Origin of the sequence: Cellulomonas algicola, from assembly GCF_003851725.1 — a bacterium.
Lineage (GTDB): Bacteria > Actinomycetota > Actinomycetes > Actinomycetales > Cellulomonadaceae > Cellulomonas > Cellulomonas algicola.
The window spans coordinates 1-12,943 of sequence record NZ_BHYL01000056.1; the positions used below are offsets into that span (position 1 = coordinate 1).

Genomic DNA, 12,943 nt, shown 5'->3' on the forward strand with positions numbered 1-12,943 from the left:
CGGGGGGGGGGGCCCGGGCCCGTCGCCGTCCTCGCCAGGACTGCGCCGGAGCCGCGTCAGCACCCGGCACGCGGCCGTCGCGGGCACCAGGGCCTCTCGTCCTGCCGCGCCCGCGCCGGTCTGGCTAGTGTGGTCGCACGTGCCCCCGGGGAACCGCCGGGAGGCGGCCGGGAGACGACGATGGACCAGGCAACGACGCCGAGGATCCGCACGGTGGCCCTGCTGGGCGCCGCCGGCGCGGGCAAGACGACGCTCGTCGAGGAGCTCCTCCACCAGGCCGGGGTGCTGACCCGGCCCGGGCGCGTGGAGGACGGCTCGACGGTGAGCGACCACGAGCCGGAGGAGGTCGCGCGCGGCATCTCCCTCGGGCTGGGCGTGGCGCCGTTCCGATGGCGCGCCCCGGACGGCGACTACGACGTGACGCTGCTCGACACCCCCGGGTCGCCGGACTTCGTGGGCGCGTGCGACGCCGCGGTGTCGGCCGCAGACCTGGCGCTCGTCGTGGTCAGCGCGGTCGACGGCGTGCAGGCGGGCACCCACGCGGCGTGGCGCACGGCGTCGGACGCGAGCCTCCCCGTGATCGTCGTCGTGACGAAGGAGGACAAGGCCCGCGCGGACTTCCGGCACGTCGTCGCCGACCTGCGCGCGGCGTTCGGTGACGGGTTCGTGCCGCTCGAGCTGCCGCTGGGCGAGGAGTCCGCGTTCACGGGCGTCGCCGACGTGCTCACCGAGGAGGGCCTCGCGTACGACGCCGACGGTCACCACCACAGCGAGCCGCTGCCGGCCGACGTCGTGGACGAGGAGCACCGCCTGCACGACGAGGTGACGGAGGAGATCGTCGCGCACGACGACGAGCAGCTGGAGCGCTACCTGTCGGGCGACGTACCGAGCGCCGCCGAGCTGGAGCGGACGCTCGCGCACGAGGTCAGGGACCGGGAGGCATTCCCGGTCCTCGTCGTCTCGGGGGTCACCGGGGTCGGCGTGGACCGGCTCGCGGACCTGCTGTGCGAGCTCGCGCCGTCCCCCGCGGACCGCACGTCGCGCGTGCTCGCGGGCGACACGGTCGTCGAGGTCGCGGCCGACCCGGACGGCCCGGTGCTGGTGCACGCGTTCCGCACGCTCGCCGACCCGTTCGTCGGGCAGGTGACGCTGCTGCGTGTGCTGTCCGGGACGCTGCGCCCCGGCGACAAGCTCGTCAACACGACGACCCGCACCGAGGAGCGCATCCCCGGGCTCTTCCGGCTGCGCGGCAAGGAGCACGTGCCGGTCGACACCGTCCCGGCGGGGCACGTCGCGGCCGTCGCGAAGCTCACGGGCACGCCGTCGGGGTCGCTCCTCGCGGACCGGACCGGCCCGGGCGCCGCCATGACGGCCGTCCCGCCGCGCACCCGCCCGCCCGTGTACGCGCTCGCGCTCGAGCCGCTCACGCAGTCCGACGACGACCGGCTGTCCGCCGCGCTGACCCGGCTGGTCGCCGAGGACACCACGCTGACGGTCGACCGCAGCACCGACCGGACGATCCTGCGCGGCCTCGGGGACACCCACCTCGCCGTCGCCCTGGAGCGCCTGGCGCGCGTCTTCGGCGTGCACGTGCGCACGTCGCCCGTGCCCGTCGGCTACCGCGAGACGATCCGCAAGCCCGTCGAGGCCGAGGGCAAGGTCAAGAAGCAGTCCGGCGGGCACGGGCAGTACGCGGTCGTGCAGCTGCGCGTCTCGCCCGCGCCGCACGGGTCGGGGTTCGAGTTCGTCGACAAGGTCGTCGGCGGGGCGATCCCGCGCGGCTACCTGCCCGCGGTGCAGAAGGGCGTCGTCGAGGCGATGGAGCACGGCGGCCCGCACGGGTACCCCGTCGTGGACCTGCGCGTCGAGGTGTACGACGGCAAGTCGCACTCGGTCGACTCGTCCGACATGGCGTTCCGCACCGCCGCCGCGACCGGAGTGCGCGAGGCGCTCGCCGCCGCCGGGACCGTGGTGCTCGAGCCGATCTGCCACGTGTCGGTCGTCGTCCCCACGGCCGCGCAGGGCGACGTCATGAGCGACCTGTCGTCGCGGCGCGGCAGGATCACCGCGACGGCGTCGCTCGACGACGGGACGGTCCGGATCGAGGCGTCCGTGCCCGAGGCCGAGCTCTCCCGGTACGCGCTCGACCTGCGCTCGCTCACGGGCGGCCGCGCCGAGCTGACCGTGACCCCCGACCGTTTCGAGGTCTGCCCCGACCACCTCGTGCCCGCCTGACGCACCCGTCCGACCGGCGACGTCGCGGCCGCCGGGCCTACGCTCGGGCGCATGGCCCGCTACTTCGACGTCCACCCGCAGGACCCCCAGCCCCGGGCGATCACGCAGGTCGTCGACCTGCTGCGCAACGGCGGTCTCGTCGTCTACCCGACCGACTCCTGCTACGCGCTCGGCTGCCGGGTCGGCGACCAGGAGGGCGCCGAGCGGATCCGCCGCATCCGCCACCTCGACGACCGGCACCACTTCACGCTCGTCTGCGCGGAGTTCGCGCAGCTCGGGCAGCTCGTGCACCTCGACAACGCGGCCTTCCGCGCGATCAAGGCGGCCACGCCCGGGCCGTACACGTTCATCCTCAAGGCCACGCCCGAGGTGCCGCGTCGGCTCGCGCACCCGAAGAAGCGGTCCGTCGGCGTGCGCATCCCCGACAACCGCGTCGCGCAGGCCATCGTCCGCGAGCTCGGCGAGCCGCTGCTCTCCTCGACGCTGCTGCTCCCCGGCCAGGACGAGCCGCTCACCGACGGCTGGCAGATCAAGGAGGAGCTCGACCACGTCGTCGACGCCGTCGTGGACGCCGGCGATTGCGGCACCGTGCCGACGACCGTCGTCGACTGGACCGAGGACGCGCCGGAGGTCGTCCGCGTCGGTGCGGGCGACGCGTCGCGCTTCGCCTGAGCGCCGCCGGTCGCCCTTCGCCGACCGGCGGCGGTCTGCGGCGGGCGGTCTTCTGTCGGCGGTCGACGGAGGGCTGACGCCCCTCGGCTCAGTCGGTGACGTCGACCGTCGAGCGCCCCGACCAGACCGCGCCGAACGGCAGCAGCACCCACGGCTGCGACGTCGACGGCGGCAGCACGCGGTGCAACCACTCCGCGTCGGACGCGTCCGCCGGGGCGCTGCCGGTCCCGGGACACGTCGGGCAGCCGCAGTAGCAGCCGACCCGGACCACCGGCTCGTCGGACGAACCCGTGACGGCTCGTTCCATGTCTCGCCTCCTTCGACGTGCCGGAAGGATGCGGGGTGGTCGCGCTGCCAGGAAAGCCTCCCAGGTCACGAACTGGTCCCGATCCGGTCGCGGTGTGGTCCGATGGGGGGACGGGCGGACGTGCGGGAGGTGCGATGAGCGGCGGGCACGTCGGCGTCGTCGGACCGGGTGAGGCGTCGGGCGTCGACCTGGACGTCGCCGAGGAGGTCGGGCGCGGGCTGGCCGCGCTCGGTCATGTGGTGCTGTGCGGCGGGCTCGGCGGCGTCATGGCGGCCGTCGCGCGGGGCGCGCACGACGCGGGCGGCACGGTCGTCGGGCTGCTGCCGGGCGACGACCGCGACGCCGGGAACCGGTGGCTCACCGTCGCGCTCCCGACCGGGCTGGGCGAGGTCCGCAACGCGCTGCTCGTGCGCGCGAGCGACGTCGTCGTGAGCGTCGGCGGGTCGTGGGGCACGCTGAGCGAGGTCGCGCTCGCCGTCCGGGCGGGCGTGCCGGTCATCGCTGTCGGCGGCTGGGTCGTCCGCGCGGCTGACGGGCACGAGCCGGGACCGCCGCCGGGCGTCACCGCGGAGCGTCTGACCGGCGGGACGTCGGCCCGGCCGGCGGTGCACCACGTGCCCGACGCACGCGCCGCGCTCGAGGCGGTCGACGACCTGCTCGGGGGCGGCCGGTGACGGACGCGACCGGCGCCCCGCGCCAGCGGCGGGCGCGCCGAACGGCGACGACTCCCGCGACCTCGACGACACCTGCGACCTCGACGACCGCCGCGACGACGGGCGGGTCGTCGCGCCCGTCGGACGGAGCCCTGCCCGACGATGCGCGACGCCCGCTGCTCGCGCGCGACGCCGCGACCCTCGACGACCTCGACGCGCTGGTCGTCGGGTGCCGCGCGTGCCCGCGGCTCGTCGCGTGGCGCGAGGAGGTCGCCGAGGTCAAGCGCGCCGCCTTCCGCGACGAGACCTACTGGGCACGACCGGTCCCGGGCTTCGGCGACCCTCAGGCGGGCGTGCTCGTCGTGGGCCTGGCGCCCGCCGCGCACGGCGCGAACCGCACAGGCCGGATGTTCACGGGCGACCGGTCGGGCGACTTCCTGTTCGCGTCGATGCACCGGACGGGGTTCGCGTCGCAGGCGCTGTCGGTGCGCGCCGACGACGGTCTGACGCTCACGGGGATCCGCGTGACGGCTCCCGTACGGTGCGCGCCTCCCGCGAACGCGCCGACGCCCGCCGAGCGCCGGACGTGCGGGCCGTACCTGGCGCGCGAGGTCGAGCTCGTCGACGCGGGCGTGATGGTCGTCCTCGGCGGGTTCGGGTGGCAGGCGGTGCTCACGACGCTGGCCGAGCAGGGGTGGGACGTGCCCCGTCCGCGACCGGCCTTCGGGCACGGCGTCGAGGTGCGGCTGCGACGGCCGGACGCCGGCCGGGGGCGGACCGAGCTGACGCTCCTCGGCTGCTTCCACGTGAGCCAGCAGAACACCTTCACGGGCCGGCTGACGCCCGCGATGCTGGACGCGGTGCTCGAGCGCGCGCGCGTGCTCGCCGTGGGCGGCGAGGTCTAGCGTCGGGCGCACCGGACCGCGCGGGCGTCGCGCGGCGGGGCGTGCGGGGAGGTCGACGTGGAGGTCGCGTTCGTCGCGGGGTTCGGTCCGATCACGCGGGACGGCGCCGCCGCGCGCGCGTTCTGGGAGGGCGGCCTGGGCATCCCGCTGGAGGAGCCCGCTCCGGGCTACCTCACCAACGACTCGCTCGACGGCGTGAAGGCGTTCGCGCTGTGGCCGCTCGCCCAGGCCGCCGAGTCGACGTTCGGGTCGTCCGCGTGGCCGGCCGACGTGCCGGTGCCGCAGGCGTGGCTCGAGCTCGACGTGCCGTCGGTCGAGGCGGTCGCGGCGGGTGTCGCGGAGCTCGCGGCTGCGGGCCACCGGGTGCTGCGGGGGGCGACCGAGGAGCCGTGGGGGCAGACGACCTCGCGGCTGCTGAGCCCGGAGGGTCTGCTCGTCGGCCTCACCTACACGCCGTGGATGCACGCCGCGCCACCCGCGGTCGACTAAGTTCAGCAGACTGAGAAAGTCGTCTACGCTGTCCGGAGACGTCGCGACGGAGCGTCGTCGGGACGGGAGGCGACATGAGCGACCAGATCCCCGGCGGGTACGTCGCCGGCATGACATGGGGCTGGACCGGTGTCCGCGGCACGTGGGCCGGCCCGACGGCCGAGCGGTCGATGGACCTCATGGTCGAGCGCCTCGGCGTCACCTGGACCGCGATCACGTTCGCCGCCTACCAGGACACCGCGCAGTCGGTCGACGTCCGCTGGACCGAGCCGCCCACGGTCACCGACGACGAGGTCCGGTGGGCGGTCCGCGCCGCGAAGGCCCGCGGCCTGCGCGTCGTCCTCAAGCCGGTCGTCAACGTCGCGGACGGCACCTGGCGCGCGCACATCAACTTCTTCGACCACGACGTCCCGTGCGAGCCGACGTGGCGCGACTGGTTCGCGTCGTACACCGCCTACGTCGTCCACCACGCGCGGATCGCCGCCGAGGAGGGCGTCGAGATGCTCTGCATCGGCTGCGAGATGGTCCAGACGGACCGCCGGGCCGACGAGTGGCGCACGCTCGTCGCCTCGGTCCGCGAGGTGTACGACGGCCTCGTCACGTACAACTGCGACAAGTACCAGGAGGACCGCGTCACCTGGTGGGACGCCGTCGACGTGATCTCGTCCTCCGGTTACTACCCCGTCGACGACTGGGAGAACCAGCTCGACCGCATCGAGCCCGTCGTCGAGCGGTTCGGCAAGCCGTTCTTCTTCATGGAGGCCGGCTGCCCCAGCCGCGAGGGGTCGCCCGCGCTGCCGAACGACTGGTCGCTGCGCGGGGCGCCGTCGCAGGGGGCGCAGGTCGCCTGGTACGAGGCCGCCTTCACCGCGAGCGCGCGCCGCCCGTGGGTCCAGGGCTTCATGCTGTGGGACTGGCCCGCGTCCCTGTACGACGAGGCGGACGCCGCCACGAACGACGACTACTGCATGTACGGCAAGGCCGCCGAGGCCACCGTCCGCGAGGCGTACGCGGAGCGCACCACGACGCGCGTCTGACGACGCCGGGCGGGTGGTCGACGACGATTCCGCTGGCCACCCGCCAGGATCCCCTCCACGCTGGCCGACATGGAGACGGCACCGGCGCAGGGCGAGGAAGCACGCGAGCGCGGGACGCGACCTGCGAGGACCGACCCGGCGCCCGACACCACGCACCCTGCGACCGACCCGCCGAAGCCCTCGGGGACCGATCCGCGCGGCACCGACGCCGCGCCCGATGCCGGCGAGCCGCGGCCGCGACCGGAGGGCGTCCCCGCCGGTCCGCGCTGGTGGCGCTGGTGGGGCTGACGCCGACCGACCGGTGGGACGCGCGAGCCGCCGTCCGCCGACCACGGACCCTGCGTCGTACCGTGCGCACGTGACGCCGCGCCTCGAGCTCTCGTTCCTCACGTTCGTCCCCTACGACGACCCCGCCGACGCCGGCCGCTCGCTGCGCGACGCGGTCGACCTGTTCCGGTTCGCCGAGGAGCTCGGCTACGACGTCGGCTGGGTGCGCGTCCGGCACCTCGAACGGTTCCTGTCGTCGCCGTTCCCCCTGTTCTCGGCGATCGCCGAGCGCACCACCCGCCTGCGGTTCGGCACGGCCGTCCTGCCGATGCGCTACGCGGACCCGGTGTCCGTCGCGGAGGACGCCGCGACGGTCGACCTGCTGTCGGGCGGGCGGCTCGAGCTCGGCGTCGCGGGCGGGATCAAGCCGGCCGCCGCGGTCCTCGACGGCGTGTACGGCGCGGGAGAGCGCTCGTTCGACGACGAGTCGCAGGACCGGATCACGCGGCTGCGGGCGGCGCTGCGCGGCGAGCCCGTGGCCGTCGCGCCGTCGTCGGGCTTCCCGATCGCCGAGCCGGGCACGCCCCTGACCGTCACACCGCACAGCCCCGGTCTGGCGGACCGCGTCTGGTACGGCCCGGGATCGCGTGCCACGGCCGTGCGGACCGCGGAGCAGGGCATGGACCTGCTCGTCTCGACCCTCAACACCGAGGACGACGGGCGCTCGTTCGAGGAGGGTCAGCGCGACCAGATCCTCGCCTACAAGGACGCGTTCGACGTGCCCGGCCGGACGCCGCGCGTCGTCGCAGGCCGCATCGTGCTGCCGAGCGTCACACCCGCCGACGACGACCTGTTCGCGGAGTACGTCGCCTGGTACGCGGGCCGCTTCGACTCGCGCGGCCGCCCCCACCCCGGCGCCGGCTTCGGCGTGTTCTCGCCGACCCACCACGGCCCGGCGGACGCGGTCGTCGAGAGCCTGCGGGCCGACGTCGCGCTGCGCGAGGCGACCGGCCTCGACGTGGTCCTGCCCGCGAACGCGTCGCACGCGATGAGCCGCCGCATCCTCGAGAACGTCGCGACCTCCGTCGCCCCCCATCTCGGCTGGACGGGGTGCGAGTAGTCATATTCGCATATGGCCGATATGGTGATGTGCGTGCGCACGACGCTGATTCTGCCTGACGCCCTGTACCGCGAGGTCAAGTCGACCGCTGCCGCATCGGGGGAGACGATGACGTCCTTCGTGGAGGAGGCGCTGCGCGACGCACTGCGGCGACACGCCTCCGACGCGCCAGCCCGCGTCGACTTCGTCGTCGTCCCCACCGGCAGCGGCGGTCTCCAGCCCGGGGTCGAGCTCGACGACGGCGCTGCGCTGCTCGACGTGATGGAGGGGCGGTGATCCTGCCGGACGTCAACGTGCTGGTGGGCGCGGTGCGGGCGGACGCCGTCCAGCACCCCGAGCTGCGCGCCTGGGTCGAGGAGCACGTTCCCGGCCCGCACGCGTTCGGCGTCACCGATGCGATCCTCGGCGGTGTCGTGCGGGTCCTCACCCACCCGCGCGTCTTCGTCAGACCGTCGACCGTCGACGAGGCGCTCGGGTTCGTCCAGGGCCTCCTCGACCACCCCAACGTCGTGCGGGTGGGGCCCGGTCCGCGGCACTGGCACCTCGTCGGCGAGCTCTGTCGAGCGGCGAACGCACGCGGGAACCTGGTGTCCGACGCGCAGCATGCCGCCGTCGCGATCGAGCACGGGGCGACGTGGGTGTCCCAGGACCGCGACTTCGCGCGTTTCCCCGGTTTGCGCTGGGTCACGGCTGTCGACTCGCCCTGACACTCGGTCGTCCGCCGCCGCCACCGCGGCGACCGGGTGACCGACCTCCCCGGACGTCTCGATCGTCGATATGTTCGGCGCCGAAACACATCGACTATCGAGATGGTGGTGCGGCGATGTCGGCAACGGCTGAGCACGAGCAGGTGGACGAGCGGTCGGCTCGGACGTGGGGCTCCGCGCTCCTGGTCGGAGCACTGATGGTCGCTTCGGCCCTCGCGGTCGTCGCGGGCGTCGTCATCGCCGTGCTCGCTGCGGACGACCGCGGCACCGCCGCGGAGGCTCCCGTGCGGCTCACGGCCCCCGTCGCGTACACGGACGCGCTCGTGCCATGCGTCGACGGCTGGACGATGGCGGACGGCTCCTCGTGCGAGCCCGCAGCGTCGCCCGACGTCTGGCCGGCCGGTGAGCCGCTGCCCGTCCGTCGCTCGGGCAGCCTGCTGGCGGGGACGACGGGCGACGCTCTCAGCGCGCTCCTCGCGACCGCCGGGGCGTGGGGAGGGTTGGTCGCGGGCGGCAGCGTCGGGCTGCTGCTCGTCCCCGTGCTGCGCAGCACCGCGTCGGGTCGCCCGTTCGGTCCGGGCAACGACCGGCGACTCCTGCTCGCCGCCGTCGTCGTCGCCGGGGCCTGGGCGCTGGCCACGGTCGGCGACCGTCTCGCGGCCGCCCGCATCGTCGCAGCGATCGAGGGCACCCCACGGTGGTCGTCGACCGGCTCGTTCGAGATGCCCACCGGTTGGCTCGCACCGGCCTTCGAGGTCACCTGGTGGCCCTTGCTCCTGGCCCTGCTGCTCATCGCCCTCGCCGCCGCGACCCGCCGAGGCAGCCGGCTGGCCGCCGACGTCCGAGGACTGGTGTGAGCGTCGACGACGAAGGCACGCATCGCGTCGTCTCCCACCTGGCCGCCCTGCTCGACGCGCGCGGGATGACGCTCGTTCAGCTCGCCGCGCTGACCGGGATCACCGTCGCCAACCTGTCCGTGCTCAAGAACGGCCGGGCGCGAGCCGTCCGGTTCAGCACGCTCACCGTGGTCTGCGACGTGCTCGGGTGCCAGCCGGGCGACCTCCTGGAGGTCGTGCCACCCGACGCGTGACCGCCCGGTGCACGCGGCGCGCAGGTCCGGGTCCGGCTCCGATCAGCGGCCCGTGACCGACCAGACGCCGTCCACCAGGTCGACGAGGCGCGGCAGGATCGTGTCGCCCGCGACGCGCAGCCCGTCGTGCAGGTGCGCGTTCGTGATCCACACCTGCACGTTCCCGACGACGTCCGCGGTGCGCAGCGCCAGGTCGAGGTCGACGTACGGGTCGTCGTAGTACTGCACCGCCGCGACGGGCACGTCGTTGGACGCGAGCCGGTCGAGGTCGTACAGCTCGGGCCAGTCGGTCCGCTCGGCGAGCAGGTGCGCGGCCGCCTCGAACGGGCGCAGCGCCGCCTGCTGCGCGTACATCCAGGGGTACATCGCCTCGCCCGTGAGCAGCAGCGGGCGCGCCGACGACACGAACGAGGACCGCCGGTCGTGCTCGGCGGCTGCCGCCCACCCGCCCGTGCGCTCGCCCTGGTGGTAGATGACCTCCTGCAGCACCGCGTACAGCGGGTTCGTCTCGAAGCCCGTGCGCGCCGCGACCTCGGCGAGGAACGGCACCGACGGCTCGCCCGTCGCGTCGTCGAGCGCCGTGTCGAGCAGCCAGTGCAGGCCGCTGATCCCTGTGCTCATCCCGAGCGACATCCCGAGGGCCTGCAGCCGCTCCGGACTGAGCGCGTCCCCGCCGGGCAGCACCACGTCCCCGGCGGCGGTCCGGTCCGCGAGCGCGCCGAGCAGCGCCACGTCGTCGGGGTGCTGACGTGCGAGCTCGCGGTTGCGCGCCTCCTGCCGGTCGAACGTGTGCCGGTACACCGTCTCGGCGTCGACCGTCAGCGGCGGAAGGCCACCCGTCACGTAGCAGCGGGTCAGCGCCTCGGGGTGCCGCGACAGGTACGTCATGGTGAGGAACCCGCCGTAGGACTGCCCGAGCGTCGCCCACCGCCTCCCGCCGAAGACGGTCGCACGCAGGTGCTCGGCGTCCGCGACGATCGCGTCGCCGCGGAAGCACGCGAGGTAGTCCGCGACGGTCGCCGCGTCGGCACCGGACGCCGTCATCCGCTCGACCGTGCGGGCGTCCACACGCGACGACCGGCCCGTCCCGCGCTGGTCCAGCAGCACCACGCGGTGCTTCTCGAGCGCCTTCGCGAGCCAGCCGCCCTGCGCGGGCCGCGGGCCCATCCCGCCGGGGCCGCCCTGCAGGAACAGCAGCAGCGGCAGGTCCTCCGTGGCGCGACGCGGGTCGACGACCTCGCGCGCGAACACCTCGATCTCCCCGAACCGCGCCGGGTCAGCACGGTCGACCGGGACGCGCACCCGGTGGTCGCGCACGACGAACCCCGTCATGCGGTACCCGTCGTCCTGCCCGTCGCCGCCCGGCCGCTCACCCATGCGCGTCAGCGTAGGGGCCCGCGCGGACCACCGGTCGACCGCCCACCACCGTCGGCGCCCGCCGTCCGGCTCGGCTCAGGCCCGTGCCTCGACCGACACGTCCGGACCCGGGAAGACGAGGCTCTCGTGCCCGTCGTCGAACTTCACCAGGTACGGCCCGTCGGAGCCGCGCGCCTCCACGACCGTCCCGCGGCGATCCGTCGTCCCGACCGTCCGGCCGTGGACGACCACCGTGTCACCCACCTCAGCGTGCATCGTCGCTCACCTCGACACCCAGGCTAGACACCGCGGCCCGCGCCCACCACGTCTCCCGACGGGCGGGCCCGCCGCGGGGCACGCAGACTGACGGGTGCCGGGGCGATCCGGCGACCCCACGAGCCGGCAGGAGACGACATGGGCATCGACGACCTGGTCAGCAAGGCGAAGGGCGCCCTGCAGGGCCACGAGGAGCAGGCGAAGGACGCGCTCGACCGCGCGGCGGGCGTCGTGAAGTCACGCACGGACGACGGCACCGACGCGAAGGTCGACGAGGTCGTGGAGAAGGCCAAGGACTTCCTCGACCAGCAGAAGAAGCACTGACCTCCGCCCGTCCGGCGTGCGCGGCGGGAATGACGCCACGAGACCGAAGGTTGCGACCAGCATGCCTCTGACCGGTGAGTACGCACCCAGCACGTCCGAGTGGGCCCGCAAGCAGGCCGAGCTCTTCGAGGCCACCGACGGCCGCGAGGGGAACACGCTGCAGGGCAAGCCCGTCATCGTCCTGACCTCAGTCGGGGCGACGAGCGGCAAGCTCCGCAAGAACGCGCTCATGCGCGTCGAGCACGAGGGTCGCTACGCGGTCGTCGCGTCCAAGGGCGGCACCCCCGAGAACCCCGCCTGGTATCACAACCTCGTCGCGCACCCCCACGTCGAGCTGCAGGACGGTGCCGTGAGGCGCGACTACGAGGCGCACGAGGCGACAGGTGCCGAGCGCGACGAGTGGTGGGCGCGCGCGACCGCGGTCTGGCCCGCGTACGACACCTACCAGACGAAGACGGACCGTCGGATCCCGCTCTTCGTCCTCACGCCGATCGAGCCCTGACCCGTCGACGACGGGCAGACGGCCGGCTGCGACGCACACCGCGTCTGCGCCGGCCCGTCGCTCGTCTGCTCTCGCACGCCCGCGTCCGGCCTGCCCGTCGCTCGTCCGCTCCCGCACGCCCGCGTCCCGGCCGGCCCGTCGCTCGTCCGCTCCCGCACGCCCGCGTCGTGCGAGCCCGTCCTCGGCAGCCCGCGCGCTACCCCTGACGTGCGGGTGCGCGCGCGTCAGCCGAGCAGGAGCTTCCAGCCGCAGACGCCGAGCAGCCCGCCGAGGATCGGCGCCGCGACGGGCACCCAGGAGTACCGCCAGTCCGAGCCGCCCTTGTGCCGCAGCGGCAGGAGCGCGTGCACGATGCGCGGCCCCAGGTCACGCGCGGGGTTGAGCGCGGGGCCGGTCGGCCCGCCGAGCCCGGCGACGAGGCCCCAGACGAGGAAGCCGATGACGACGTGCGCCAGCCCCGGCTCGGTCGTCGTGAGCGGCGAGTGGACGATCCCGAGCGCGCACGAGAACAGGATCACGGAGCCGAGCAGCTCGTTCGCGAACCCGTTGAGCCGCGACCGGGCGGCGTTGACCGTGGAGAACGTCGCGAGGATGTCGTCGGGGTCGGTCGTCGCGTCGTAGTACGGCTTGTGCGTGACGACGATGGCCAGCTGCCCGGCCATGGCGCCGAGCATCTGCGCCGCGATGTAGTACGGCACGTTGGACCACGGGAACAGGCCCCACGCGGCGAGGCCCAGGGTGAACGCCGGGTTGATGTGGTTGCCGCTGATCCCGCCGAACATGACAGCCGGGATCATCACGCCGAACCCGTACCCCATCGCGATGAGCGACCACCCGCCGCGGTAGCCCTTCGACCCCTTGAGGTGGACGTTCGCGACGGTGCCGTTGCCCAGGATGATGAGGATGGCGGTGCCGATGAACTCGCACGTCACGCGGATCCAGAGCGCGTAGGACGGGTCCATCGGGTGCGTCTCCTCTGCGGGCTCGCTCGTCGCACGCGCCG

The 12,943-nt window shown here is 74.4% G+C and carries 17 protein-coding genes; 13 read left to right on the forward strand and 4 right to left on the reverse strand.

What is annotated here, in order from left to right; genetic code table 11:
• Nucleotides 1-180 precede the first annotated feature (180 nt).
• A complete protein-coding gene (locus tag CTKZ_RS04125) occupies nucleotides 181-2,235 on the forward strand; it encodes an elongation factor G (protein WP_124341752.1) in 2,055 nt (684 codons plus the stop codon).
• A 51-nt stretch (nucleotides 2,236-2,286) separates the two neighbouring features.
• On the forward strand, nucleotides 2,287-2,907 hold the full coding sequence (locus tag CTKZ_RS04130; protein WP_124341753.1) for an L-threonylcarbamoyladenylate synthase: 621 nt from the start codon (nucleotides 2,287-2,289) through the stop codon (nucleotides 2,905-2,907).
• An 88-nt stretch (nucleotides 2,908-2,995) separates the two neighbouring features.
• Here the strand turns inward: CTKZ_RS04130 and CTKZ_RS04135 are convergent, their stop codons facing one another.
• Complete coding sequence (locus CTKZ_RS04135) at nucleotides 2,996-3,214, reverse strand: hypothetical protein (RefSeq protein WP_124341754.1); 219 nt, start codon at nucleotides 3,212-3,214, stop codon at nucleotides 2,996-2,998.
• 134 nt (nucleotides 3,215-3,348) lie between these two features.
• Between CTKZ_RS04135 and CTKZ_RS04140 the strand changes: the two genes are divergently transcribed.
• From CTKZ_RS04140 to CTKZ_RS04180, 9 genes are all read left to right on the forward strand, one after another.
• Nucleotides 3,349-3,888, forward strand: a complete 540-nt coding sequence (locus CTKZ_RS04140) for a TIGR00725 family protein (RefSeq protein WP_124341755.1) — start codon at nucleotides 3,349-3,351, stop codon at nucleotides 3,886-3,888.
• A 131-nt stretch (nucleotides 3,889-4,019) separates the two neighbouring features.
• The gene (locus CTKZ_RS04145) at nucleotides 4,020-4,772 is read left to right on the forward strand and encodes a uracil-DNA glycosylase (protein WP_124341780.1); all 753 of its coding nucleotides are present in this window, start codon (nucleotides 4,020-4,022) and stop codon (nucleotides 4,770-4,772) included.
• 57 nt (nucleotides 4,773-4,829) lie between these two features.
• Complete coding sequence (locus CTKZ_RS04150; RefSeq protein WP_124341756.1) at nucleotides 4,830-5,261, forward strand: VOC family protein; 432 nt, start codon at nucleotides 4,830-4,832, stop codon at nucleotides 5,259-5,261.
• 74 nt (nucleotides 5,262-5,335) lie between these two features.
• Nucleotides 5,336-6,298 carry a glycoside hydrolase family 113 gene (locus tag CTKZ_RS04155; RefSeq protein ID WP_124341757.1) on the forward strand — a complete coding sequence of 321 codons (963 nt, stop codon included), beginning with the start codon at nucleotides 5,336-5,338 and terminating at the stop codon, nucleotides 6,296-6,298.
• Nucleotides 6,299-6,656: 358 nt separating this feature from the next.
• Nucleotides 6,657-7,685, forward strand: coding sequence for an LLM class flavin-dependent oxidoreductase (locus tag CTKZ_RS04160; protein WP_160142822.1), 1,029 nt, complete (start codon nucleotides 6,657-6,659; stop codon nucleotides 7,683-7,685).
• Between the two features lie 33 nt (nucleotides 7,686-7,718).
• On the forward strand, nucleotides 7,719-7,961 hold the full coding sequence (locus CTKZ_RS04165; RefSeq protein WP_417282005.1) for a YlcI/YnfO family protein: 243 nt from the start codon (nucleotides 7,719-7,721) through the stop codon (nucleotides 7,959-7,961).
• A complete protein-coding gene (locus CTKZ_RS04170; protein ID WP_124341759.1) occupies nucleotides 7,958-8,392 on the forward strand; it encodes a type II toxin-antitoxin system VapC family toxin in 435 nt (144 codons plus the stop codon). The genes CTKZ_RS04165 and CTKZ_RS04170 overlap by 4 nt, the downstream gene beginning before the upstream one ends.
• Nucleotides 8,393-8,589: 197 nt before the next feature.
• Nucleotides 8,590-9,249, forward strand: a complete 660-nt coding sequence (locus CTKZ_RS04175; RefSeq protein ID WP_124341760.1) for a hypothetical protein — start codon at nucleotides 8,590-8,592, stop codon at nucleotides 9,247-9,249.
• Nucleotides 9,246-9,482 (forward strand): helix-turn-helix domain-containing protein, encoded by a 237-nt coding sequence (locus CTKZ_RS04180; protein WP_124341761.1) that lies wholly within the window; start codon nucleotides 9,246-9,248, stop codon nucleotides 9,480-9,482. Before CTKZ_RS04175 ends, CTKZ_RS04180 begins: the two co-directional genes overlap by 4 nt.
• 42 nt (nucleotides 9,483-9,524) lie before the next feature.
• On the opposite strand, the gene CTKZ_RS04185 is transcribed toward CTKZ_RS04180, so the two are convergent.
• Together CTKZ_RS04185 and CTKZ_RS04190 are read right to left on the reverse strand one after the other, a co-directional pair.
• Nucleotides 9,525-10,859: an alpha/beta fold hydrolase gene (locus CTKZ_RS04185; RefSeq protein ID WP_235843299.1), complete on the reverse strand. Its 1,335-nt coding sequence runs from the start codon at nucleotides 10,857-10,859 to the stop codon at nucleotides 9,525-9,527.
• Between the two features lie 75 nt (nucleotides 10,860-10,934).
• On the reverse strand, nucleotides 10,935-11,114 hold the full coding sequence (locus CTKZ_RS04190; RefSeq protein WP_124341762.1) for a DUF1918 domain-containing protein: 180 nt from the start codon (nucleotides 11,112-11,114) through the stop codon (nucleotides 10,935-10,937).
• Between the two features lie 138 nt (nucleotides 11,115-11,252).
• Between CTKZ_RS04190 and CTKZ_RS04195 the strand changes: the two genes are divergently transcribed.
• Together CTKZ_RS04195 and CTKZ_RS04200 are read left to right on the forward strand one after the other, a co-directional pair.
• Nucleotides 11,253-11,438 carry an antitoxin gene (locus CTKZ_RS04195; protein WP_124341763.1) on the forward strand — a complete coding sequence of 62 codons (186 nt, stop codon included), beginning with the start codon at nucleotides 11,253-11,255 and terminating at the stop codon, nucleotides 11,436-11,438.
• Nucleotides 11,439-11,499: 61 nt separating this feature from the next.
• On the forward strand, nucleotides 11,500-11,940 hold the full coding sequence (locus CTKZ_RS04200; protein WP_124341764.1) for a nitroreductase family deazaflavin-dependent oxidoreductase: 441 nt from the start codon (nucleotides 11,500-11,502) through the stop codon (nucleotides 11,938-11,940).
• A gap of 224 nt (nucleotides 11,941-12,164) precedes the next feature.
• Here the strand turns inward: CTKZ_RS04200 and CTKZ_RS04205 are convergent, their stop codons facing one another.
• Entirely contained in the window at nucleotides 12,165-12,902 is a 738-nt protein-coding gene (locus CTKZ_RS04205; RefSeq protein ID WP_124341765.1) for an MIP/aquaporin family protein, read from the reverse strand.
• Nucleotides 12,903-12,943 lie beyond the last annotated feature (41 nt).